The sequence below is a fragment of the Vibrio plantisponsor genome (assembly GCF_013041605.1).
Taxonomy (GTDB): Bacteria; Pseudomonadota; Gammaproteobacteria; order Enterobacterales; family Vibrionaceae; genus Vibrio; species Vibrio plantisponsor.
Window position 1 is genome coordinate 562386 of record NZ_JABEQC010000001.1, and the last position, 23959, is coordinate 586344.

19 protein-coding genes are annotated in these 23959 nt (G+C 43.5%); 8 read left to right on the plus strand and 11 right to left on the minus strand.

What is annotated here, in order from left to right; all coding sequences use genetic code 11:
• Positions 1-129: 129 nt before the first annotated feature.
• Both HKI82_RS02610 and HKI82_RS02615 read right to left on the minus strand, forming a co-directional pair.
• Positions 130-2040: a glycoside hydrolase family 3 protein gene (locus HKI82_RS02610; RefSeq protein WP_240956632.1), complete on the minus strand. Its 1911-nt coding sequence runs from the start codon at positions 2038-2040 to the stop codon at positions 130-132.
• A 348-nt stretch (positions 2041-2388) separates the two neighbouring features.
• A complete protein-coding gene (locus HKI82_RS02615; RefSeq protein ID WP_171137112.1) occupies positions 2389-3798 on the minus strand; it encodes an aminotransferase-like domain-containing protein in 1410 nt (469 codons plus the stop codon).
• A gap of 154 nt (positions 3799-3952) precedes the next feature.
• Here HKI82_RS02615 and HKI82_RS02620 point away from each other — a divergent pair, with 154 nt between their 5' ends.
• From HKI82_RS02620 to HKI82_RS02630, 3 genes are read left to right on the plus strand one after another with little or no spacing between them, the layout of a single operon-like run.
• A complete protein-coding gene (locus tag HKI82_RS02620; RefSeq protein WP_171137113.1) occupies positions 3953-5317 on the plus strand; it encodes a cytochrome ubiquinol oxidase subunit I in 1365 nt (454 codons plus the stop codon).
• Between the two features lie 30 nt (positions 5318-5347).
• Complete coding sequence (cydB, locus tag HKI82_RS02625) at positions 5348-6355, plus strand: cytochrome d ubiquinol oxidase subunit II (protein WP_171137114.1); 1008 nt, start codon at positions 5348-5350, stop codon at positions 6353-6355.
• A gap of 21 nt (positions 6356-6376) precedes the next feature.
• The gene (locus tag HKI82_RS02630) at positions 6377-6505 is read left to right on the plus strand and encodes a DUF2474 domain-containing protein (RefSeq protein ID WP_102939687.1); all 129 of its coding nucleotides are present in this window, start codon (positions 6377-6379) and stop codon (positions 6503-6505) included.
• Positions 6506-6601: 96 nt separating this feature from the next.
• Here the strand turns inward: HKI82_RS02630 and HKI82_RS02635 are convergent, their stop codons facing one another.
• From HKI82_RS02635 to nadE, 7 genes are all read right to left on the minus strand, one after another.
• Positions 6602-7216, minus strand: a complete 615-nt coding sequence (locus tag HKI82_RS02635) for a CDP-alcohol phosphatidyltransferase family protein (RefSeq protein WP_102939686.1) — start codon at positions 7214-7216, stop codon at positions 6602-6604.
• Entirely contained in the window at positions 7206-7856 is a 651-nt protein-coding gene (locus HKI82_RS02640) for an ATP-binding cassette domain-containing protein (RefSeq protein WP_171137115.1), read from the minus strand. Before HKI82_RS02640 ends, HKI82_RS02635 begins: the two co-directional genes overlap by 11 nt.
• A complete protein-coding gene (locus tag HKI82_RS02645; protein ID WP_171137116.1) occupies positions 7822-9531 on the minus strand; it encodes an ABC transporter permease in 1710 nt (569 codons plus the stop codon). The genes HKI82_RS02640 and HKI82_RS02645 overlap by 35 nt, the downstream gene beginning before the upstream one ends.
• A gap of 9 nt (positions 9532-9540) precedes the next feature.
• Positions 9541-10686: an ABC transporter substrate-binding protein gene (locus tag HKI82_RS02650; protein WP_171137117.1), complete on the minus strand. Its 1146-nt coding sequence runs from the start codon at positions 10684-10686 to the stop codon at positions 9541-9543.
• 276 nt (positions 10687-10962) lie between these two features.
• Positions 10963-12540, minus strand: a complete 1578-nt coding sequence (locus tag HKI82_RS02655) for an EAL domain-containing protein (protein WP_171137118.1) — start codon at positions 12538-12540, stop codon at positions 10963-10965.
• A 225-nt stretch (positions 12541-12765) separates the two neighbouring features.
• Positions 12766-14094 carry an anaerobic C4-dicarboxylate transporter gene (locus tag HKI82_RS02660; protein WP_102939681.1) on the minus strand — a complete coding sequence of 443 codons (1329 nt, stop codon included), beginning with the start codon at positions 14092-14094 and terminating at the stop codon, positions 12766-12768.
• Between the two features lie 251 nt (positions 14095-14345).
• Positions 14346-15176 (minus strand): ammonia-dependent NAD(+) synthetase, encoded by an 831-nt coding sequence (gene nadE, locus HKI82_RS02665; RefSeq protein ID WP_102939680.1) that lies wholly within the window; start codon positions 15174-15176, stop codon positions 14346-14348.
• A 105-nt stretch (positions 15177-15281) separates the two neighbouring features.
• Here nadE and HKI82_RS02670 point away from each other — a divergent pair, with 105 nt between their 5' ends.
• Positions 15282-15794, plus strand: coding sequence for a nicotinate-nicotinamide nucleotide adenylyltransferase (locus tag HKI82_RS02670; protein WP_102939679.1), 513 nt, complete (start codon positions 15282-15284; stop codon positions 15792-15794).
• A gap of 105 nt (positions 15795-15899) precedes the next feature.
• Positions 15900-16322, plus strand: coding sequence for a hypothetical protein (locus HKI82_RS02675; RefSeq protein ID WP_171137119.1), 423 nt, complete (start codon positions 15900-15902; stop codon positions 16320-16322).
• Between the two features lie 97 nt (positions 16323-16419).
• Here HKI82_RS02675 and HKI82_RS02680 read toward each other — a convergent pair whose 3' ends face one another.
• Positions 16420-18417: a methyl-accepting chemotaxis protein gene (locus HKI82_RS02680; protein WP_171137120.1), complete on the minus strand. Its 1998-nt coding sequence runs from the start codon at positions 18415-18417 to the stop codon at positions 16420-16422.
• Between the two features lie 223 nt (positions 18418-18640).
• Here HKI82_RS02680 and HKI82_RS02685 point away from each other — a divergent pair, with 223 nt between their 5' ends.
• Positions 18641-20179 (plus strand): DUF3369 domain-containing protein, encoded by a 1539-nt coding sequence (locus HKI82_RS02685; protein WP_171137121.1) that lies wholly within the window; start codon positions 18641-18643, stop codon positions 20177-20179.
• On the opposite strand, the gene HKI82_RS02690 is transcribed toward HKI82_RS02685, so the two are convergent.
• Positions 20176-22110, minus strand: coding sequence for a PAS domain-containing sensor histidine kinase (locus HKI82_RS02690; RefSeq protein WP_171137122.1), 1935 nt, complete (start codon positions 22108-22110; stop codon positions 20176-20178). The two genes, HKI82_RS02685 and HKI82_RS02690, sit on opposite strands and share 4 nt — an antisense overlap.
• A 160-nt stretch (positions 22111-22270) precedes the next feature.
• Between HKI82_RS02690 and HKI82_RS02695 the strand changes: the two genes are divergently transcribed.
• Together HKI82_RS02695 and HKI82_RS02700 are read left to right on the plus strand one after the other, a co-directional pair.
• On the plus strand, positions 22271-23251 hold the full coding sequence (locus tag HKI82_RS02695) for an ABC transporter substrate-binding protein (protein WP_171137123.1): 981 nt from the start codon (positions 22271-22273) through the stop codon (positions 23249-23251).
• A 122-nt stretch (positions 23252-23373) separates the two neighbouring features.
• On the plus strand, positions 23374-23718 hold the full coding sequence (locus HKI82_RS02700) for a HopJ type III effector protein (RefSeq protein ID WP_171137124.1): 345 nt from the start codon (positions 23374-23376) through the stop codon (positions 23716-23718).
• The last annotated feature ends 241 nt before the right edge of the window (positions 23719-23959 follow it).

Below are 23959 nucleotides of genomic sequence, written 5' to 3' on the forward strand. Positions count from 1 at the left end.
ATGCTATTTTTTGTAAAAAGGTAAATCCACCATTGTCGGGGGGAACAATGATGGATTTAGTTTAGAGATTATTATTTTTAGAGAACATTTTTTAAATGTTCAGGTGTACATATTCAATAAATATACGGATTAATGACTCAGCCCATAATTTATTTTAAATAATGGGTTATTAGAATCATGCGGATTAGCAGGGTCTTGTGATAAAACAGACTGCATAGTTCTTGGAAGTTCGAATGGTGTTTTGGCAGTATAATTTTCATTCGAGGTTAATCGTTCAAATAATACTTCGTCACTAACACCAAAGTTGGCAATTAACGCATCTGCATCTTCTAGCACATTGGTCATAATGGCAGGACGATCGAGGTAAATAGTGACAATAGTTGGTACATGTTTCGTCGCTTCTTTAATCGCTAAGTAATCCTTGTTATCAGGTTTGAAATCTAGTGCACCTTCATTATGTTTTTTACCAAAGTAATAATTATTGTGAGGTCTTTCAAAAGGTGTCGTTGCTCTTATAAGGGCAATATCTGCTTCTGTTAATTGCTCAACAACGTTAAAACCAGATTTCTCTGCAACTTCTTTGTTCACACCATGCAACCAAACTTTCAGGCCAGTTTTGATTGGTAGAATCTTGTCGTTTTTCAGTAGTACCAGTGACTTAAATTGAGCAACATTGGCTAAAGCAGAAAACTCTTCGTTACCAACGATATCATCTGCCTTTTTCGCATCGACGTAAGGGTTTTCGAACAAGCCGACTTTGAATTTTTGTTCCAACAAACGTTGAACTGAATCATCCAAACGACTTTCGGTTATTTTTTTATTGTTGAAAGCATTTACGATTATGTCTGAGTCAACAACACCGCCAAACTGGTCTACGCCGGCTTCTATTGCTTTCACAAAACGATCTTCAACTGAGAGATCTTCAACACCCCAAGGCATACCCCTAGGAAGTACTTTCTCTCCTTCTTTAAAACCGTTGATACAGTCTTCTTGACAGTCTCTTGTTATTAGCCAATCGCTCAAGATAACGCCTTTGAAACCATAGGTATCTCGCAATAGGTCTTGCAGTAGGAAGCGACTATAGCCTCCGCCAACTTGCGGGATTTCTTTGCCATTGTGTGTGGCTCCCTGCAATATTGAATATGTTGGCATGATGCCCGCCGGGCTAGCTTTAAATGCTTCTACAAATGGCGCGATATGGGTATCTAATGACGTTGAAGTAAAATCTGCAAATTTTCCGTATGAGTTGTGGCTATCCCATCCGTCCTTTGCTGCGCCATATCCAACCCAATGTTTCAGTATCGTGATAACACTGTCTTTATTAATACCTTCCGAGCCAGACTGCATGCCAGCGATATAGCTTCGCGTCATGTTGCCAACCACTTTAGGGTCTTCGCCAAAAGTACCGCTAATGCGAGGCCAGCGAGGTTCACTAGCGAGATCTGCTTGAGGAGATAAAGCTTCTGTTATACCTACTGCACGGTATTCTTGACGTACTACATTCGCGTATTTTTCTGTTAGCGCTTCGTCGTTAATTGCTGCGATACCAAGCGTTTCAGGCCACTTACTGAATTTCCCAGAAGCGATAGAGGCTCCCTCAAGATACTGGAATGAGTTTCGCGGGTCTGAACTAATCGTAATTGGAATCCCTAAGCGAGTCGCTTCTGCGATCTTCTGTAGTATGTTGTTTTGTTCCGCCAAATGGCTAGGGACATCCCCTTTAAGCCGAGTGATGAAATAGGAAACATGATTATTTTTAATCAATGCCTTGGCTTTCTCTTGATCGTAGCTTGAACCGCGTCCTAAAATTCCTGAGCTTGGAGCAGAACCGTGCATCATCAGCCCAGCTTTTTCCTCTACAGTCATTAAAGATACTAGATTTCTAGCTCGCTCTTCTGGAGTGAGACGCCAGTCTTCATATAAATCCAGTTTTCCATTTTTATTTAAATCTTTAAAAGACTTACCATCGACGTTTAGAGTTTTTACAGTGTCGCTTGCCAAATCCACATCCATATTAGCGAATGAAATCATTGGAAACATAGCTAACGCTATAGAAGTTCTAAGTAGAATCTTATGCTTAATAATATCCATGCTGCATATCTCGGGGTTATTAATTCGCTAATAAATGTATATATGAAATTAATTAGAGAATAGAAATAATTAATTTGTATTATTAGAATTGTGAAGGACGTTTAATTATGATGAGTATATAAAAAATCAATATACAGATTTGAATTTTTATATATAACAGATTTTATATATTATTTTATTCATATTTTTAGTTCTGAAAATAAAGGGTTTTTAAATTTATTGATAACAAAAAACAAAATGCATATACACCAAATGGAGTATATGCATAATTGAAAATATTTATCTTCTTTCTTTAAATTATTCGTTCATATGCTGAATGATACTGTTAGATAACTTTGTCAATGCATCTGCTCTTTGCTGGTCAAGCTCAAACGATGCATTTAGTCGAATGCAATGATTGTATTGTTCGGTTAAATCAAACATTTTGCCAGGAGCTATGCTGACATTGGCTTTTAACATGTCTTGGTATATCTGCATCGCATCAATATTTTTAGGCAGCTCTAACCAGAGAAAATATCCGCCTTTTTGGTTTACCACTTTCACACTCTTAGGTAGCAGTGTGCTAAGAAAATCCGCCATTTTGCTTTTACGTTCATGGAGTTTTTTACGTAGTTGCTTGAGGTGCGATTCATAATTGCGGCTGGTTAAGTAGTGAACCAGAGCCATTTGTATGGGGGCACTAGTTGCTAAGGTACTCATGAGCTGTAATTTCTGAATGTCGAAAGATCTTTTTCCGGCAACCACCCAGCCAATACGCAGACCGGCTACCAGAGATTTTGAGAACGAAGAACACAACATAATGTTCCCAGATTGGTCATACATTTTCATTGAGCTAACAGGCTCATTTCCTTCATATAATTCGCTATACACATCATCTTCAATTAACGCGACGTTGTAGCGTTGCAACAGCTCTACAATTTGCTTTTTCTTTTCATCTGACAATGTAAAACCGAGAGGATTCTGATGATTGGACATCAGCCAGCACGCTTTAACATCATGAGTTTGTAAGGCTCGTTCTAACGAATCGATATCAATACCTGTTGTGGGGGCTGTGCGCACGGAAAGTGCTTTTAGGCCAAGACGTTGTAATGATTGCAAGGCACCATAAAAGGTCGGCGACTCTACCACTACGCAATCGCCCGGTTTGGTACAGGCCTGTAAGCTCAAGTTTAAGGCTTCCAATGCGCCAGCCGTAATGACGATTTCATCCGGTGATATTTCAATTCCCCTTGTGGTGTAACGCTTGGCAATGATTGAACGCAATTGTTCATTGCCGGGTGGGAGGTTGTTAAATGCACTTGAAATAGGCATGTTGCGAGCCGCCGCAGCTAACGCCCGATTGATGTGATAGCGTGGATATAAATCTGGACTAGGGTAAGCAAAACCGAAATTAACCATCAATGGGTTTTTTCCGGCTTGAAGAATCTCGAATATAAACTCGTTCACATCAACATTCTCAGTTCTGGAGACTGCCACCTGAGCAATTTGCTGCTTTTTGAAACGAGGTGCGACTTTATACCCAGAGCGAGCTTGAGAGGTAATCCAGCCTTGTGACTCCAACAGTTGGTATGCGTGTAAAACGGTCATTAAACTCATTCCTGAGTGTTCAGACTGTTTTCTTAGTGAAGGCAGTTTATCGCCGGGGTTCCAGATCCCAGACTGAATCTGTCGTTTGAGTTGATCTACTAAATTCTGATACTTAGCCAAATTAGCCCCCGATTGAACGATTAACAACGGCTAAATAATAACACTTATTAAATAAATCTGTTATACAATAGTCGTTGTTTTTTGTATCTACTGCCTCTTGGCTTGAGCCTTTATTATCACTTCCATAAATACTTATTAAGCTCAAAGGAAGTTTATGTTTGGTCTCGACGCCTTTATGCTGGCAAGGATACAGTTTGCCTTTACTGTATCCTTCCACATTATTTTCCCCGCCATCACTATAGGTTTAGCCACCTATCTGGCTGTGCTTGAAGGATTATGGCTCAAAACTCGCAATCCTGATTACAAAACGCTTTACCATTTTTGGTCCAAAATTTTTGCAGTCAACTTTGGTATGGGTGTTGTGTCAGGCTTGGTAATGGCATACCAGTTTGGGACTAACTGGAGTGGCTTCTCTGACTTCGCTGGAAGCATCACAGGGCCGCTGTTGACTTATGAAGTCTTAACCGCTTTCTTCCTAGAAGCGGGTTTTCTTGGTGTGATGCTTTTTGGTTGGAATCGTGTTGGAGAAAAACTGCACTTCTTTGCCACATCCATGGTGGCGTTGGGGACAATCATCTCTACGTTCTGGATCCTAGCTTCAAACAGTTGGATGCAAACACCTCAAGGTTATGAAATCGTGGACGGACGCATTGTCCCTGTCGATTGGTTTGCGGTCATATTCAACCCTTCATTCCCTTACCGCCTTGTGCATATGGGAATCGCGGCATTTCTGAGCACGGCTTTGTTCGTTGGTTCATCAGCAGCTTGGCACTTACTGAAAGGCAATCACAGTTCTGCAGTGAAAAAAATGTTCTCCATGGCGCTGTGGATGCTGTTGATTGTTGCACCTATTCAAGCGGTTGTCGGCGATGCGCACGGTTTAAATACCTTAGAGTATCAAGCCGCTAAAATCGCAGCAATTGAAGGGCATTGGTCAAACGAAGATGGTGAACCGACACCATTAATTCTGTTTGGCATGCCAAATATGGAAGACGAGAGAACCGATTACGCGTTAGAGATCCCCGTATTGGGCAGCTTGATTCTTCGTCATAGCCTGACAGAGCCGATTCCTGCACTGAAAGATTTTCCCAAAGATGAGCGACCCAATTCTCTGGTGGTTTTCTGGTCGTTCAGAATTATGGTTGCTCTTGGCATGCTTATGATTCTTCAGGGTTTCTATGGGCTATGGCTACGTCGTAAAAATTCACTGTATACCCAAAGTTGGTACCTAAAATTTTCACTATTAATGGGACCTAGCGGACTTATTGCCATTCTTGCCGGATGGTTTACCACAGAAGTGGGGCGTCAGCCTTGGGTGGTATACGGATTACAGCGAACTCGTGATGCCGTCTCTGCACATGGAGATCTGCAAATGAGCATCAGCTTAATTTGTTTCTTTGTGGTTTACAGCTCGGTGTTTGGTTTCGGTTACTACTACATGATCAGACAAATCAAGCAAGGTCCTGATGCCGTCGATCATGAAGCGCACGAAATGAACACTATTTCTGGCCGTATTTAACGTCACAAGATTACAACGAAGGTAATAGATATGCATTTTGACTTATCCGTGATTTGGTTTGCGATCATCGTGTTTGCCACGCTGATGTACATTGTGATGGATGGCTTTGATTTAGGCATTGGTATCCTGATGCCGTTCATCAAAAATGAAAAACATAAAGATGTAATGGTCAATACCGTTGCGCCGGTGTGGGATGGTAACGAAACGTGGATTGTTCTTGGTGGCGCTGCACTTTTTGGCGCATTCCCGTTAGCTTACTCGGTGATCATCGAAGCGTTAACCGTTCCACTGACACTCATGCTCGTCGCTTTGATCTTCCGTGGCGTTGCATTTGAGTTTCGTTTTAAAGCTTTGGAGAACCATCTTAAGTTTTGGGATCGTTCATTTATGCTCGGCTCTATCTTTACCACGTTTTTTCAAGGGATTGTTGTGGGGGCCGTCATTCAAGGTTTTAACGTTGAAAACCGAACGTTTGTTGGCGGGCAATTGGATTGGATAGCTCCATTCCCACTGTTTTGTGGCTTCGCACTCATCGCGACATACGCCTTGTTGGGTAGCACTTGGTTGATTATGAAAACCGAGGGTGAGCTGCAACAAAGCATGTTTCGCTTTGCCAATAAAACACTGCTTTTCATGGTCGCTGCGCTGATCATTATTAGCGCGTGGACGCCACTTGCATTCCCATTTGTAGCTGAACGTTGGTTTTCGATTCCTAACTTGTACTACTTACTTCCTGTGCCTGTGATTACCACTCTGGCGTGTTTGAAAATTACTAATTCGTTGAAAAAACGCAGAGAGCGCAGCCCGTTTATTATGGCGTTAATCATAGTGATTCTTGGGTTTGCAGGGCTTGGGATCAGTATCTGGCCAAATATTGTTCCTCCTAGCATTTCTATTTGGGATGCGGCATCTCCTGAAATCAGCCAGAGCTTTATGTTGTTTGGTGCCGTGCTGATTTTGCCTGTGATTCTTGCCTACACATTCTGGAGCTACTACGTATTTTCTGGAAAGGTAAAAGAAGGTGAATCCTACCACTAAGTAAATATTTGAGGGCAACTTATGAATATTAAACGAGGAATAGAACAATGGGTCTGGATGATCGGTATCTGGGCAGCGAGTGTTATTGCACTTGGTATTGTTTCTATAGGGTTCCGCTTCCTGATGACAATGGCGGGTTTTAAATCTTAAACAGTTTGTGTTGAGTTTAGATGTCTTTATCTAACCCTAGGCCAATTTGGACGCTAGGGTTTTTTTTGGCTTCAACTTTTTAAACCGATACTCAATTCACGACTTATTTAACAGCGTATAAAACCCTGAATAAACACGGGTGAACGTGGTAAACCAGCATGCTGCACCAAAGGCGTAGGCGATGATGGCGAAATGTTGAGGGAGTAGGCAAAAAGCGATAAAGCAGAAGATGGTTTCTGTACCTTCGGTTAGCCCGCTCATGTAATAAAGTGACTTATTCTTATATACCGGATTGTCGATTCCCTGTTTGCTTGCCATGATGGCAAACGCTAGGAAGCTAGAGCCTGTTCCGACAAAAGAGAAGATCAAAAATGCACCAGCAATGGCATTTTGTTCAGGGTTAGCAAGTACAAAACCGAATGGAATCAGAGAATAAAACAGGAAATCCAAACAGATATCGAGAAAGCCGCCAGCATCGCTAATGCCCTGAATACGCGCTAACGCGCCGTCGAGTCCGTCGCATAGGCGATTTAAACAGATAAGCACCAGTGCTAGGTAATACTGCTCTAACGCCAGTGCAGGTAGAGCAAGAAAGCCAAGAGCAAAACCAAACAGAGTCGTTTGGTTAGCCGTAATCCCTATGCTGTCTAACAGTTTTGCGCTTTGCGCTAATGGCCAGCGAATGGCTTTGATACTGAATCTATCGAGCATAATTGTCCTCCCAAGGCCATGTGATGCAGCGACTGCCCTGCGGAACATCTTCTTCATCATGAGTCACCATGAGTGCCGGAATGTTCGCTTCCTTGAGTTGGTCTTCTACCTGCGTTCTAAATTGCTGGCGCAGATCTTTATCCAGCTTGCTGTAGGGTTCATCAAGCAGAGCAACTTTTGGTTTGGCAAGCAACATGCGCGTGAGCGCTATCCGTGCACGCTGACCACCGGATATTTGGTCTGGAAAAGAGTCCGCCAGTGACATTAAAGAAATTTCTTTCAATGCAGTTATCGCTTGCTCTTTTCGTTGTGTTCCTTTGATGGAATCCGGCAGAGCAAAGGCTAAGTTCTCCCAAACGGTTAAGTGAGGAAAAAGCAGGTCGTCTTGAAACAAGATGCCAACCTGACGTTTATGAGCAGGTTGTCCATCCAACGGTGTACCATCAAGCTTGATGCTGCCTGTGTACTGGAATTCTTGTGATAAATGACCGGCAATAGCATCAAGCAGAGTGGATTTACCGCATCCGCTTGGGCCCATGAGGGTAACAATTTCACCTTTCTCAACGGTCAGGTTAAATGCAGTAAACAATGCTTCACCATCATTTTTACGGATGGCGAGGTTTTCGAGACAAAGACTCATTGGTCAGTAAACCTTTAATAGACAACCTACGATACTTGCCGTGTGTACGGCTAAGTAAAATGGAAAATGAGAAAAACAATAACGGCAGCAATGCTTGGCAAATGGCATAGATGGCTGAAACACGGCGGTCAAGCCCACTAGAAAGCGCAACCGCTTCAGTGGTTACCGTGCTGATTCGCCCTGCTCCGAGGATTAGAGTTGGTAAATACTGAGCCAAGCTGACACTTACACCAACAGCCCAAGCGAAGGTTACTGCAGGCAGAAGAAGTGGCAGTTTGACGCCAAGCCAAGCCTGAACGGGTGTTTTCCCAAGGCTCAGTGCAATTCGCGTTAAGCCATTATCAAAGCTGCGCCATGGCCCATCAAGCGATAAATAAACATAGGGAAAAGCAAAGAAAATATGCGCCCAGCAAACCCAAAACAGATATAGCTCACTATTGATGTACAGCGTGGCGATTTGAATGCCAAACAGAATAGATAACTGAGGAATCAACATTGGAATCGCGATGATGTAGCTGGGTAGCTGAATTCGAAAACGCAAACGGTACTCATGGGCGATGAGCGCAAGAATAAGCGCAATGGTGGCGCTTACGATTGCGATGATAATGCTTTGAGTTAATGTGTCCGCAATACCTTGTGATTCATATTGCCAGAAACGAGTCGTGTACTGGCTTGGCAGCAGATCAGGAAAACGCCAGCGTTGCGCGAAGCTCCAGATGATCATCAATGGAATCATCACAACCGCTAGTGTTGTGGTGACATAAAACAGCGCTTTGCCGGGTAAAGGTAATCCTGTTCTTCCCGAAAATTGCCAATGTTTATATCCTTTGGTTGCAACCCATTCCACTAAGCGTGTAAATCCAAGCAGCAAACTGGCAACAAGGAACAGAATCACCGCGCCAGCGGCTGCTCGGGGAAGTAATGACAGATCAGGGTCGCTAAACCATTGCCATACTAATACGGAGAAGGCTGGCGGGTTGGTTGGGCCAATAATCAACGCGACATCCACCACGGATACGCTATAGGCGATAACCGCAAACATTGGGAAGCGAAGCTTTGCTAGCCATTGAGGAAGTATTGCTTTCCACCAACATTGAGTTGAACTGTAACCGAGCGAATGGCTGATTTTTTCGATTTGATCGACTTTTAACTGTTGAAGAATAGGAATGCTCATCAGCAGCAAAAAAGGCACTTCTTTCAACGTTAGCATTAAGGTTAAACCCAACGCATACGGGTCTTTGACCAGCAGAGCTAAGCTATCTACATCCGTATTATTGAGGTCGTAACCAAACATCTCATACACAACGCGAGCTCCCATGCCTGTGGGAGCAAAAAGGAAAGCAAAACCAATGGCAAATGCCACATGGGGCATTGCCAATAGAGGTGAGAGCGAAACTTCTATTTTGCGCCAAAGTTTCGTATTCCAGCACGATTGAAGAATGGCAAAGGTTATCAGGCAGGCTAAGTAACTACTCACCACGGCTGAGCCAAGAGTTAAAGCCAGCGATAGCCAGACACCATGCCAGTCAAACACCTCAGCAAAACCAGCGATGGAAAAGGCAGACAACCCAATCGCTGGAATATAGCCAAACGCCGACACGACCACGCCGAGTAACCCCGGAATGGTCGGTAAGACACAGACAGCGATAATGACTAAATATAAAACGCGTAACATGGGTGAGTCTTAGTTTCCGTAACGTTTAAGCCACTCTTTCTCAAGTGCCACTTGCCAGCTTGGGTGAGGCTCGGCGATCGATTTGAACTGCTTAGTATTTTTTGCACTACCTGTTAAGTATTGGCTACTTAATACAGATGGATCTCCCCATATGGTTAATTCTCCTTTACGAGACTGTGCTTCAGGACTTAACAGAAAGTTAATTGCTACTTTTGCGCCCGCACTTGCATTCGCGTTCCAAGGAATCGCTAGGAAGTGAATATTAGAAAGTGCACCTGAATCTAAGGCATACACATTGGTGCTTTCAGATAATTTGCCGCTGGCTTGAGCGGAATAGACGGCATTTGGGTTGAAAGTGATCGTTAGGTCAATCTGTCCGTCATCCAGCAGTTGAAGCATTTCGCTGCTGCCAGAAGGGAACTGTTGACCACCACGCCATGCTACCGGATGAAATTCATCCAAGTAGTTCCATAAAGGCTGAGTCACCATAGCAAAGCTGGCTTCATCAACGGGTTTCATCAAAGAAGGATCGTTGTTGGTCAGTTCAATCAAGAGCGATTTTAAAAAGCTGGTACCGTGAAACTCTGGCGGGCGAGGGTAGCTTAAACGATTTGGGAACGCTTTCGCATAGCTCAGCATCTCCTGAAAAGATTTTGGAGGATTGTTGAGCTTAGCTTTATCGTAAATATAGACCAGTTGACCCACACCCCAAGGCGCTTCTAGTCCTTCAGTCGGTACTGAAAAATCTTTATCGACAGGAAGTGACTTATCGACATACTGCCAGCTCGGTAAATCTTGCACAAATGGGCCATACAGCAATCCGCCATCTTTCATCGATTTGAAGTTTTCGCCGTTGATCCAAACCATATCGACACTGCCACCCGTGTTTTTGTCGGCGGCTTTTTCCGCCAGCAGGCGAGTCGTTGTTTCTGAAATGTCGGTCACTTTCACGTGTTTAAGCGTGACGTTGTAGCGGGCTTTGAGTTCATTGGCTGCCCATTGAATGTATCGGTTGATCTCTTGGCTTCCGCCCCAAGCATGGAAGTAAACAGTTTCGCCATTCGCTTCTTGCTCTACTGTTTTCCAGTCTTCTGCGAGTGCAGATGCGGTAAAGAGAGATGCGAAAATACCTAAAGTAGTGAGTAGCTTTTTCATAAATGATCCGTGTTTATTGAAACGAGTCGGCGCAACCTTCACTGCGACGTCTTTCCTTTAGAGTGGTTATCCAAAAGCTCATTTACTTTGAAATCTATAATAATTTCAGAGTATTAAATGTTATCCGTGTAAACAATTATAGGTGCCAACAGAAATTTGTCGCACCTAAATATGTGGTGAGTTGATATAGACCGAGCAAGTTGACATTTTCTTCCACGACAAGTCGCGAAAAATATCAATAGACCGCTAAATATCGGGGAAGCGGGGGGGACTATCTCAGTAGCTGTCCATTTGCGCTGTCAGCTTCAGCAGATAATCTTCAGCGGGGAGTGGCTTTGAATAATAGAAGCCTTGGATATAACGTACTCCTAGCCCTCGTAGGTGCTCGACTTGTTCATGAGTTTCTACGCCTTCTGCGATAACTCGCATTTTGAGCTGCTTTGCCAGTTTAATCATCGAAGTGATGACGGAATCGATGGCTGAGTTTTGAGAAAGGCTCTTGATGAACACCTGATCGATTTTGATGATATCGAAGGCGTGTTGATGAATGAAGTTTAAGCCGGAGTAACCTGTGCCAAAATCGTCCATCGCGATCTTGAATCCAAGCTGTTTGAGATGACCAAGGTTGTTTCTTACGACCTCTAATTCTTCAGGTGAAAAATCGTTATCCTCGGTGATTTCGAGTAGTAATAGAGGAAGAATATCAGGGTTTTTCTTGGCGTATTTTTCAAGGTAATCGACGAATTTGGCTTTGATGATCAGCGTGCGACTGACATTGATACTGATGTATTGGTTCTGAACCAGATGAGGGTTCAAGTTGACGAATTCCGTGACAAGTTTGAACACCTGATGAGTGATCTGCTCGATGACCTGAATCCGTTCTGCCAGCGGTATAAAAATGGTTGGTGAAATGGCGCCATGATCGGGATTGTTCCAACGGATCAGTGCTTCACTACCGACAATTTTCGGTTCGTGGATATCGACGATAGGTTGAAAATTCAGCTCTAACTCGTGGTTGTTAATCGCCTCTTTAAGCGAGAAAGCGAGGCTGTTTCGCGTCAGTTTATAGTTACGAATAGCCTGATACAGAACCGCAATGGCGCTCGCAAGCAATATGACTCGCCATATGTGCTGCCCGAAATTGGTGAAGTAAGAGTGTGGCGTGAGATGAATAGTCAGTGAAATAGGGTAGCGTTCAGATTTAAAGTTGTAAGAACGGTATGCTTGATTCTCTGAGCCGGTTTTGTGCTCAAGCGAGTGTTGCAGAATGTTGACCTGATAGTCGTAATACTGCTGTTCAAATTTTGGTGTAATCAGCTCTAAAAAAAGGTTCGGCGGCAATAACGCGTTGATTCCACTTAGATCTTCATTCGCTGAATAAATGAAAATCGCCTTATCATGACTGCGAGATTCAGAGAGTGCGATGGTTGTAAGCGTTGGTGTCTGATTGATTTGCTTTAGCGCAGCTTTCCCAACGTCAAAGCGTGTTTTCCCTTCACTACTCGAACAATAAACCTGCCCATTTTCATCAAATAAAGACACTTCTTTCGCCTTGGGAGACTGAAAAACATACTGACGTAATCGCTGCGTATCCTCGACGCTGCAAGTGCTGCTGACATGGCGATTCAATTCAGCCAATTCGCTGGTGGTGTTATCTATGTAATTTTCCAAAGTAGCAATCGCGCTAGAGCCTAACGACATCGCATTTGTGCTGGTGTCATAGATGTTTTTGATCGCAGACAAAGTAAAAACGATGGCGAAGATAATAAGCACAGGTGTAATGACACTTAACCGGTCTAATAGATGTTGCCGAGAAGGTATTGGTGACGTTTCACTCAGAGCGGTATTGTCCATGGCGAATATTGGCTACTACTGGAATTGGGTGTTGATTGAGTTATCACTATATGTGATCCAAGCCTGTGAGTTAACGCCTTACTAGACATAAATGTGTGTTAAAAATGAGACAAATACAAAGCAGTTATTCAAATGTAAATAAGCTAACTCTTTCATTCTAGGAAAGTGATAAATAAAAAAGGCATGGGTATGAACCCATGCCTTAACTTACGCATTTTATATCGTTTAACCGATAATCATTTTGCCTAGTACATAGCCCAAACAGCTTGCACTGATAACACCTATTAAACCAACTGACATGAATGAGTGGTTGAAATACCACTTACCGATTTTCGTTGTACCTGTACTATCGAAGTTCACTGTTGCGATGTCTGATGGATAGTTCGGAATGAAGAAGTAACCGTACAATGCTGGCATCAAACCAATCAGTAGCGCAGGCTCTAATCCCAGACCTAAACCTACTGGTAGCATCATACGTGCAACCGCTGCTTGAGAGTTAACCACTACGGATACGATGAATAGCGCTAGCGCAAATGTCCATGGATAGTTGGTTACCATCTCCACAATACCGGACTTAAACTGAGGCATTGCGTATTGGAAATAAGTGTCAGACATCCATGCGATACCGAAGATCGCAATCGCCGCAACCATACCAGACTTAAACACTACGCCATTAGGCACGCCACGAGGGTCAGTTTTAGTTGCCAGTAAAATGATACCGCCGAAGCAGAGCATCATCATTTGAATCACAACCGCCATGCTGATTGGTTTTGCACCTTCGCCAATGGTTCTGATTTCTGGAACCATTGCAATCAAGACAATTACTAATAGTGAAAGGATAAACAGCAATACAGAGTTACGAGCTGCCGCTGGTAGCGTTTCATCAAGTGAAGTCGCGGTGGTATTAAGAATTTTGTCGCGCCATACCGGATCAGCCAAACGTTCTTGGTAGTCTGGATCATCTTCAAGCTCTTTACCGCGTCTTAGGCTGTACAGAGACATCAACAGAGTACCAAACAAGGTCGCAGGCACAGTGACCATCAGAATTGAAACGAGAGTGATGCTGTGGTTGATATCTGATAGTTGTGCAAGGTAATACACCACTGCCGCTGAAATTGGTGATGCCGTAATCGCAATTTGAGAAGCAACAGATGCCGCTGCCATAGGTCGTTCAGGACGGATACCATTTTTTAGTGCCACATCGCCGATAATTGGCATGATGGAATACACCGCATGACCCGTACCTAACATGAAGGTCATTGTGTAAGTCACAAATGGGGCAATCAAGGTGACACGTTTCGGGTTTTTACGCAGTAGACGTTCAGCCACTTGAAGCATGTATTTGAGACCGCCCGCCGCTTCAAGAATCGAAGCACAGGTAACCACTGCCAAAATGATAAGCATAACGGTGATAGGTGGCGAAGTCGGTGGCATTTTGAAGACGAAGACTTCAATAACCAGACCGATACCGGATACAACCCCTAATCCTATACCGCCATAACGTGAACCGATGTATAACATCAGCAACAGGAACATAAATTCGACATATAACATATCGGCGCTCTCTAAAATTGACTTTTGAATGGCTACATTGTGTAACCAAATGTAATCAAAGTATGGAGTGCCGTTCACAGAAAAGTGTGCTCAAGTATTTGAATTATATGAATCTGATGTGGAGCACATTATTAGTCATAGAAGTGATGAATAGATAAATGAAGTGTTATTGGAATGTATTGTAATCTCTTAAGGGATGTAAAAAAGCCAAGCAATTTGCTTGGCTTTTTGCACGATTATTGAGCAATTTGTTAGTCGTAAATCGTTGGGATAGGCTGACGCTTATGTTGCGTTGCTTTATAGATGGCCACCAAACGGTCAGAAGCTTCTTTAGATACGGGTTTACCTTCCAAGAAATCATCGATTTGGTCGTAAGTCAGATTCAGTGCATCTTCATCCGCTTTTTGTGGCGCAAGCTCTTCCAAATCCGCGGTAGGTGTTTTGTGAACCAATAAATCAGGCGCACCAAGGGCCGCTGCTACTTGACGAACTTGACGTTTACTTAAGCCGAAAAGTGGTGCCATGTCGCATGCACCGTCACCAAACTTGGTGTAGAAACCAGTGATGTTTTCTGCTGAATGGTCAGTACCTAATACTAAGCCGCCGACGTAGCCTGCGATTTCATATTGAGCCACCATGCGAGCACGTGCTTTTACGTTACCTTTTACAAAATCAAGCTTCTCTGCGTTAGCCGGAAGAAGGCCAGTATGTGCTAAAGCTTCATGAGAAGCTGCATGCAAACCGTCTACACCCGCTTTAATGTTCACTGAAACAGAGTGCGTTGGTTTGATAAAAGATAAAGCCAGTTGTGCTTCGTCTTCGTCTTTTTGAACGCCGTATGGCAAACGCACAGCGATAAACTGGTAATCATTCGAGTTGCTTTCTTTATTCAGCGCTTCAACAGCAAGCTGAGCCAAACGTCCGCAAGTTGTAGAGTCGATACCACCACTGATACCAAGTACCAGAGATTTGCAGCCAGACTCTAGTAGTTTACGTTTTAGAAAAGCGACACGACGTTCGATTTCGAACTCTGGATCGATGCTAGGAAGTACTCGCATCTCATCTCGAATCATTTGTTCCATTGGGTTTCCTTTTCCTGCAAGCATTAACAAACTTTCGTAGTATCATACCTCAATCATGCAATTAGAAAACCGAGAATAGAGATTTCATTCTTAGTAGAGGTGAAGATGGAAAAAATTGCTGTGTTTGGCAGTGCATTTAATCCACCGAGTTTGGGACACAAAAGTGTCATTGATTCTTTGGATCACTTTGACCGCATTTTACTGGTACCAAGTATTTCCCATGCCTGGGGCAAGGAAATGTTGGACTACGATATCCGTTGCCAATTGATCGAAGCCTTCATTAACGATATTGGTTCTAGCAAAGTGGAGCTGTGCAAAATCGAACAGGAGTTGGTTACGCCGGGTAACAGCGTCACAACTTATGCAGTTTTGACAAAAGTTGAAGAAATCTTTCCGCATGCTGACATCACGTTTGTGATTGGTCCTGATAATTTGCTCAACTTCGACAAGTTCTACAAATCCTCCGAGATTTTGCAGCGCTGGTCGATCATGGTTTGTCCGGAAAGAATACCTGTTCGTAGTACTGAGATAAGACGTCGATTGTCAGATAACTCTGAAATTAGCGGTTTAACGACCCCAAGCGTTGAAGGGTTATTGAAGCGTTTAAAAGTCTATTAGAAAATCAGCGCTCCAAGAGGTCGGAGCTGCTGTTTAATGAAATCTTTTGCTGCATGCATAATGCTGTTACTGGTTTCAAATTTGGCGAGTGCATGCGAATCTTTTGTGTATAAAGAACCATCGCACAAACCTTTTGAAACTGTAGAGCTATCAGACAGTCGCGTACTTTGTATTTCGTTTATCCACGGTTTGGAGTATGCGTCTAACAAACTCTTTGAATTAGATTTTTTTAAAGATAAAGAAATCATTAATGACTACTGGGGACAGTGGGGATTCGAACAAGAAGATGAACCGTTGTTTACCCATAAGATTGCCCAAAGTTACATCGGTGTCGGTGTATGGATGCCCACAAAGCTTTTGAAAGAGCAGGCAGAGATGACAACGGAAGAGTGGTTAAAAAGCCATGGTTTATTGCTGAGTTTAGGCTTTGGCAGTAAGAAAAAAGGCGAACCACGCATGCGAATGGATTATCGTTGGCATGAAGACTACGAAGTCGATCTAATGATGCACATAGAAGTGCCATTTTAATTTAGAGTTTACGAAAAAGAGTCATCCTAGGATGACTCTTTTTTATATCTGGTTAAGCTAAATCCGCTTAAATAAAATCCGTTTAAACCAAATGTTGCTATGTGAGTTTGAACTCGGCGAGTTGCTGTTTCACTGAGTCTGCTTCTTTGTGATAGCTGCTTACTATTTCGTTTAACTGAGTCGCAAGTGCGCCCGTGTTTTGCGCAATCTCTGCCAGCACATCAACATCGCGGTCTACGGCTTCACTTGCCTTAGATTGTTCAACTGTCGAATTAGCAATACTGGTAATGTGAGTGTTCACTTCCTCAATCACGCTTTCCAGCTCAGCGACACTGGTGTTTACCGTTGAAACGGATTCGAAAGTGGTGTGAGTCGCCTGACGGCTCTTCTCCATATAGCTCACAGCCGTATTGGTGTTGCTCGACATGTTACTCAATAGCTGACTGATGTGTTCGGTGGCTTCTTTGCTTCGTTGCGCCAAATCGCGAACTTCTGAAGAAACAACCGCAAAACCTCTGCCGTGCTCGCCAGCCCGTGCAGCTTCGATAGCAGCGTTAAGCGCAAGCAGGTTTGTTTGCTCTGAAATGCCGCTGATGGTATCGACGATCTTACTCACGCTCATGGCGTCTTTTTCTAGGTTTTGCATACAGATCTGAGTTTGTTCAATTTGCTCAACCAACGCCTCTACTGCTTTAAACGAAGACTGACTTTGGTTTTGGCAAGTGACGACTTTCTGAGTCATCGTGTTGGTTTCATCAAGTGCACGCTCAGACGATTGTGCAATTTCTACGCTCGATTGAGACAACTCAGTCATTGCCGCAGCAATGTTGTCACATTTGGCAGTGGTTGCCTGACTGCTTTGCGAAAGATCTTTGGAGCTCTGAATGATCAGTTTCAAACGTTCAGCACTATGATCGTTGGCATCGGTAACGTCGCTTAATAGATTACGAATGCTGGTGGTTAAGCCATTCACACTTTGAGATATATGCGAAATTTCATCTTGTCCGTCTGATGCCAGCGACACACTCAAGTCCCTGTTGCTGGACATCAGCGCCAGTTTCTTAGTCAGGCTTCCCACTCGGGCTCTTAGAGTGTGTACCGATGTGTAGAGGCCGAATACCAAAATAAACCCAATAATAATGCTCAGAGCAATAATGATGGTTTCGTTGGTTTTGGCTTGCGTCGATTGTTGATTTGATATCGCCATCATCTGGCCTTGGATGGTGTTTCTTAATTGGTTTATCAAACCAATTCGCTCTGTTGCAGCACCAAACCACTCCGTTGGTTTAGGTCCTTGTAAGTTATCCAGTTGATTGGCCTGACTCAGATAGCTTTGTTGAATTTGTTCTACATTTTTCCAAATAGGCGAGTTTTTGGCATCACTGAGTTGCTGAATAAACTCAGAAGGCATCGTCAGTAATGCTGAGCGCTCGGCGTATTTACCTGAGGAGATATAGTCACTAATGGCGGTATATTGAGCGGCATTCGATTTTTGGCTGGCAAACGCTCCGTTCAGCGCACCACGCACTTGTCCTGCTCGTTCTTTCATTATGACTACTGAAATCAGTGAGCTACCTAGCTCGGATACGTTGGCGTCATCAATCGTTCCCAGCAGCACTCGCGCATTATCAATTGCGAGCTGGTTAAGATTCGAATAATAAGCAAAAGGTGAGATTTTAGGCTGAAGCGCATCCACCTGCTTTCGAACTTCAGTCAATGATTGAAGCTGGGTGTTTATGTCGGATTTAATCTTGTCAGTGAGGGCTTTTGCAATGTAAGTCGGATTGAAATTTTGCAGGGCTTTAACGTGCGTGTCGGACTGAACTCGCTGCTTGTTCAACGCTTCAACTTGAGCTCCTTGGCCTTTTGAGCCTAAAACGCCAGCGGTCAATCCACGTTCGACTGCCAAGTTATGAGCGAGATTATCGTATAAAAGTATGAGTTGGACTGTCTCTTGATCATGCTCAGCAATACTTACGCGTTTATTTAAATCGAGAATGTTCGACACGGCTAATGTTAACGCTATGAGTATTGGGACCCCAGCTATAACGGTTACTACTAGGTACAAAGGAAAAAGTCTTAGCAGTTTTTTCATTGTATTACCTTAGAAATATAGAGTTTCAACTGACTGAACTTATTATTTTAGATGAAGGTAAAATAATTGCTGTGCACTCACGTGCATTTATACAGCTGTACGGTAAAAATTAGAGGTTGGAGCTGAATGATGTTCAGCAAAAAAGTGCCATAGGTAACATTGCGACTATATGGAATGTGCTACGCTAAACTTGCATTTAGAAATAATTATAATGAGGCTGTAAATGGATTTATTTGCTGACATGCGTGGCAGCTCGGTGTCTGAGAAAAAAGAGCCCCAACTGGTTGTTAAAACGTGGAAAGTTTTATTGGTGGATGATGACCAAGAAATGCATCAAGTCACCAGATTAGCCCTCAGTGGTTTCTTGTTTCAGGATCGCCCACTTGAATTAATTTCAGCCTTATCTGGCGATGAAGCACGTAAAGTCATGGAAGAGCGTGACGATGTGGCTTTAGCTTTGATCGACGTGGTAATGGAAAGTGAACACGCAGGCCTCGAATTAGTTCGTTACATCCGTGAACATCTCAATAATAAAATGACTCGTCTGGTATTAAGGACGGGGCAGGCGGGTCAAGCACCGGAAGATAAAGTTATTCAAGAATATGAGATTGATGACTACAAAGAGAAAACCGAGCTGACCACGCAGAAGCTACGTACGCTGCTTTACTCAATGCTCAGATCCTATCGGGATTTATGCCTGATTGAAGAACAAAAACAAGGGCTTAGCCGTGTTATTGAAGCGTCGGCCAAGGTGCAAAACACCACCACCCTTAAAACCTACGCCTCCTCCGTTCTCAGTCAAATGACCTCTTTGTTGAAACTTAATGCTTCGGCTTTCTACTGTATCGTTAAACCTCGTAGTGCAGGAGAAGAAGCTCGCCCGTTTACATTGGCTGCGACCGGCGAGTACGTCGACTGCTACCAAGATTGTGCGTTCGATGTGTTACCTCAAGATGTTGTAAAACGTTGCCTTAAAGTGCTGGAAACTAAGCAGTCTGAAGATTTCGGCAAAGCTTATATTTGTTATCTTCACGATGAGCGGGGTGCTGATAACCTCCTCTATGTGAATCTGAATGAAGAATTGTCGGAACTGGATAAACAGCTGCTGCAAATTTATATGTACAACATAGGGTTAACCTTCGAAAAAATTAACCTTATGGAAGATCTCAAAGAGACATCTAAAGAGTTGGTGTACAACTTGGCGAACGCAGTCGAAGCGCGCAGCAAAGAAACCGGGGCACATGTGCAAAGGGTCTCTCTGTTCTGTGAAAAGCTTGCGCTCTTATATGGTTTGTCTGAGTCCGAAGCCACGCTCATTCGCAATGCTTCGCCATTGCATGATGTCGGCAAAGTGGCTATTCCCGATAGCATCTTACATAAGCCCGGAAAACTGAATGCTGAAGAATGGGCAGAGATGCAAAAGCATGTTGAATATGGCGTTGATATTCTGAGTAAGTCGAAACGACCATTGATGGTAGTGGCGAAAGAGATAGCTGCAACACACCATGAGAAATGGAATGGAGAAGGTTACCCTAAACAGCTTAAAGGTGAAGACATTCCGATTTGTGGACGCATAACTGCGTTGGCGGATGTGTTTGACGCGCTGGGCGCGAAGCGGGTTTACAAAGAAGCATGGTCAGATGAAGAGATTAAGCGCGAGTTGCTGGCGCAAAGAGGCCAGCATTTTGAACCTAAACTGGTCGATCTTCTCCTCGATAACTGGGATGCATTCGTAGAAATAAGATCGACCTGGCCGGATTAATCTTTCGATTCCTGAATCAGGACTTTGGGCATGGTAAAGGTATAGTGCACGCCTTGCCCAATGTCAGATTCAAAATGAAGATCGCCTTTAAGCTTCTTCTTCAACAGATTAAAGACTAAGTTTAACCCCAGTCCCGAGCCGCCCACGCCCCGTTTAGTTGTGAAGAAAGGTTCGAAAATCTTCTGATGCAACTCAGGGGCAACACCACAGCCGTTGTCCCGATACTCCAAAACGATGTTGTCATCCTGTTCGTAGAAATGAATAACAATGCTTGGTTGCGAAACGTCTTTAAAGGCGTGGTTCAGGCTATTCATAATCAAGTTAGTCAGAATTTGCGTCATCACGCCGGGTAGGCTGGTCATCATCAACTGCTCATTACCTTGAATTTGAGGCTCAACCGGTATTTTCCTCGTTTCTGAATGCAAGCTAGCTATCAGAGCCTCAATAACCTGATGGATTCGGAACTGACTGCGTTGCTCAGATACTTGATCCACCGCGGTTTGTTTGAAGTCTCTGACCAATTTGGCTGCTCGATTCAGGTTACTCTCTAACAGGGTACTGCTGTCTGCGAGACGTTGCATTAGTTCGCTAAACTGAGTACTGGTCAGGGTTTGCGAGGCGAATGCTGAGTTTAATTCATTTTTCACTTCCTGAATCACAGAGGTGGCAGTGACTGCAATCCCTAGCGGTGTATTTACTTCATGTGCTACGCCTGCGACAAGGCCACCCAAAGCCGCCAGTTTTTCAGATTCGATTAATTGGTCTTGTGTGCGTTGAAGGTGTTCCATGCTTTGTTTCAGGTCACTAGTTCGCTCGTCTACGGTTTTTTCCAAGTTGAAGTTGAGCGTTTGTAACTCTAACTGAGTTGATTTGAGCTGAGTAATGTTGATGGTAGTGCCGCGATAACCGATAAACCGGTCATTTTCATAACGGGCAATTCCCTGAAACATCATGTAGATATCATAGCCATCAATTTTAAGGTGCTGTTCACATTTGGAAAAATCTTGCTTAGTTTCTAAAGCGCGAAGCAGCTCTGTGACATCAACAAACCATGGGATCTGAGCGAATGTCGGGCGAGTAAACTCATCAATTTCCAGCATCTCACGCATAGGTTCAGAGATGTAAGTCAGATACCCTTCCATGTTGGTTTCCCACAACCAGTCTGAGGACACCTGGGTAAAATCGGCAAAGCGTTCTTGCTCGAACTTAATATTGCGATAAAGAGTCGTCACATTACTGGTGATGGCATTGGTCTCTTCGGCCAGCCAATCCAGCTCATCGTCTTTTTCCATGATCCATTTTTTGTGTTCCAGTGAGAGCTTTTCTGCAGGATGACGAGGGTTATATTTACGCAAATATTGAGCAACAGAAAAAATTCGGCGGTTGATGCTTTCATGGAAGACCATGAGTATCACAGCACAAACAAACAAGGTTTTAGCCGCATTCACTAGCAGCGTGATGATGAACTGCTTGATGAGGTCGTTGTAAATTTCTTGTGCGCTCGACTCGATGTGAATGGTGCCAAGCTCCTCCATTTGGTTGCTATCTTGATTGATGTGATACAAAGGGTAGGTGCTGGTGACTACACTACCGACAACGGGCGTTCCCGCTTCAAACTTGTATTTGCCTGATTCTATTCGCAGGTAATTCAGTTTGGGCAGCTCTACTAGGCTATCCAAACGTTGTTGTAGCAACACCAAATCGTAATCCCATAAGGATGCGGAAAGCAGTTCGGAGTGGATGATCTCAATCTCATGATGTCGCTGGTCAACATCATTAAATTCGCTTTTGTAGTCAAAGTAGGTCTGCGCCAAAGTCGCAACCAGTGTTACAGCACCGCTGAGCAAAACTAAGATAATGATAATTCTTCGGCCAATACGGCTATAAAACGGGTTGTTGTCACTTTCGATGAACTGCCGGCTCTTATTCATTAAGCATTCCCTTTCTACTTGAAGTCCGATCTACCTAAAGTTGCAGTAGTTTTATTTTGAGTTTTTAACTAAAGGATGATCCCAGTATAGAAGGTCTGACTCTGGTAATTGGCGAAGTTCGTCTAAACTTAAAAAATTATAAGATATGAAGGCGTTAACTATGTTTCGAATTGCACTGCTTCTCAGCTTGTTATCGTCGCCTGTAATGGCAGCCAACATTTTGGTGATAGAAAGCTATCATGCTGGATTTGGCTGGGATGCGGGGTACAGGCAGGGACTGAATGAAAGCTTAGCTTCCGATCATCAACTGACTTTTTTTGAAATGGACACTAAACGTGTTCCAAGTAAGGAATATGAACACAGAGCGGAGCTCGCTCATCAAGCTTATCTAGAATTGAAACCGGACTTAGTGGTCATCGGTGATGACAATGCATTGAGTTATATGTTGCCTAAGTTGTATCAGGAACCCATTCCTATTGTGTTTTTGGGCATTAACTCCAACCCCAGAGAACTGCTGACCAAGTATTCGGGGAAAGCGGGAGTTACAGGTATTCTTGAGCGGCCTTTTTATACGAAAACCATGGCAGGTGTTGGCGAAGTATTAGACAGTCCAACAACGAATCCTAAGGTGCTGGTGATGTTTGATTCGGGCAATACTTCAAAAATCGCAGTACGAACCATAGAAAATCAAACGGCACTAATTAAGCAGAATCTGAGCATTGATACTCAGGTACAAACCTTTTCGACAGAAAGAGAGTGGCGTGATGCCGTGCTGAACGCTAAAAGCAATGGCGTAAGCGCGATTTTGGTTGGGCTATTTCAAACTCTTGTAGATAGTAATGGCGAGAGTGTCCCGTCCGAAGAGCTGCTGGACTGGACATCCAAAAACAGCGAAGTGCCTTTGTTCGGTTTCTGGGATTTCTCGATAGGTAAAGGCAAAGCGGCTGGCGGTGCGATATTGGATGGCCGCTCTCAAGGCATACAAGCGGGTAATATAGCGCGTGAGATCTTAGATAAAGGTTTAGACGCCAGCACTTTCCCGATTCAAGCCGGTCATCAAGGGATGGAAATTTACAGCGCAGAAGAATTTAAGCGCTGGGGACTTACGCCTCCTAATGGTTGGAAAGCGGTAGACTGGTAGTGTTTAAACAGCCGTTATGAGTTAAGTGGGTTTGCATCAAGGCCGTTTTTCATTAGACTGCCTTTTGTTTTTTAGACAGAACGTTAACTAGATACCACTTTTAACTGGATAGAACGAAACATATGGAAATTGCAGCCCTAATTGAAAAGTTAACCCTACAGCCAGAGCAAGTAGAGTTTCAGGAAGTCATCGCAACCATCGATGAGAATTTTGAATTCACGCCAACCGCATTCGTTAATGGCGAAACAGTCAATGCTGAGAATCAAAATAACGGTTCGTGCAAAATTTTTGCTTTTGCGCAGTTGCAAGAACTGTCAGTGGAACAAACACTGACGTGCTTTGGTGATTTCTATCGTAAAGATGTACTAGAAAATCCAGATAACGATGACCATCAAAATATCCGTAATTTCATTCGTTTTGGCTGGGCAGGTGTGAAATTTTCTGGTCAGGCATTGTCAGCGAAATAATCGATACGTCCATTGAAGCTTTAGCAAAAGCAAAGTTTTCAATACGAGTTTAAATACTAAGAGCAGCGACAAACCGCTGCTCTTTTTGATCGAGCTTTCTTTTTGAACGAACTTGCTATCGATTCTTCTACCGTTCTTTTCAGTCACTCAAACAAGACAGGTAAAACCCATTTTGCTGCTTGATTTACCTCAAGACTCAACATATCATTTAAATCTAAATGATAATTATTATTAATTGAGG

Coding starts and splice junctions, on each gene's coding strand:
- HKI82_RS02610 (WP_240956632.1), bottom strand. CDS start 2,040: ATGTTTCCAATGATTTCATTCGCTAATATGGATGTGGATTTGGCAAGC.
- HKI82_RS02620 (WP_171137113.1), top strand. CDS start 3,953: ATGTTTGGTCTCGACGCCTTTATGCTGGCAAGGATACAGTTTGCCTTT.
- cydB (WP_171137114.1), top strand. CDS start 5,348: ATGCATTTTGACTTATCCGTGATTTGGTTTGCGATCATCGTGTTTGCC.
- HKI82_RS02630 (WP_102939687.1), top strand. CDS start 6,377: ATGAATATTAAACGAGGAATAGAACAATGGGTCTGGATGATCGGTATC.
- HKI82_RS02635 (WP_102939686.1), bottom strand. CDS start 7,216: ATGCTCGATAGATTCAGTATCAAAGCCATTCGCTGGCCATTAGCGCAA.
- HKI82_RS02640 (WP_171137115.1), bottom strand. CDS start 7,856: ATGAGTCTTTGTCTCGAAAACCTCGCCATCCGTAAAAATGATGGTGAA.
- HKI82_RS02645 (WP_171137116.1), bottom strand. CDS start 9,531: ATGTTACGCGTTTTATATTTAGTCATTATCGCTGTCTGTGTCTTACCG.
- HKI82_RS02650 (WP_171137117.1), bottom strand. CDS start 10,686: ATGAAAAAGCTACTCACTACTTTAGGTATTTTCGCATCTCTCTTTACC.
- HKI82_RS02655 (WP_171137118.1), bottom strand. CDS start 12,540: ATGGACAATACCGCTCTGAGTGAAACGTCACCAATACCTTCTCGGCAA.
- HKI82_RS02660 (WP_102939681.1), bottom strand. CDS start 14,094: ATGTTATATGTCGAATTTATGTTCCTGTTGCTGATGTTATACATCGGT.
- nadE (WP_102939680.1), bottom strand. CDS start 15,176: ATGGAACAAATGATTCGAGATGAGATGCGAGTACTTCCTAGCATCGAT.
- HKI82_RS02670 (WP_102939679.1), top strand. CDS start 15,282: ATGGAAAAAATTGCTGTGTTTGGCAGTGCATTTAATCCACCGAGTTTG.
- HKI82_RS02680 (WP_171137120.1), bottom strand. CDS start 18,417: ATGAAAAAACTGCTAAGACTTTTTCCTTTGTACCTAGTAGTAACCGTT.
- HKI82_RS02685 (WP_171137121.1), top strand. CDS start 18,641: ATGGATTTATTTGCTGACATGCGTGGCAGCTCGGTGTCTGAGAAAAAA.
- HKI82_RS02690 (WP_171137122.1), bottom strand. CDS start 22,110: ATGAATAAGAGCCGGCAGTTCATCGAAAGTGACAACAACCCGTTTTAT.
- HKI82_RS02695 (WP_171137123.1), top strand. CDS start 22,271: ATGTTTCGAATTGCACTGCTTCTCAGCTTGTTATCGTCGCCTGTAATG.
- HKI82_RS02700 (WP_171137124.1), top strand. CDS start 23,374: ATGGAAATTGCAGCCCTAATTGAAAAGTTAACCCTACAGCCAGAGCAA.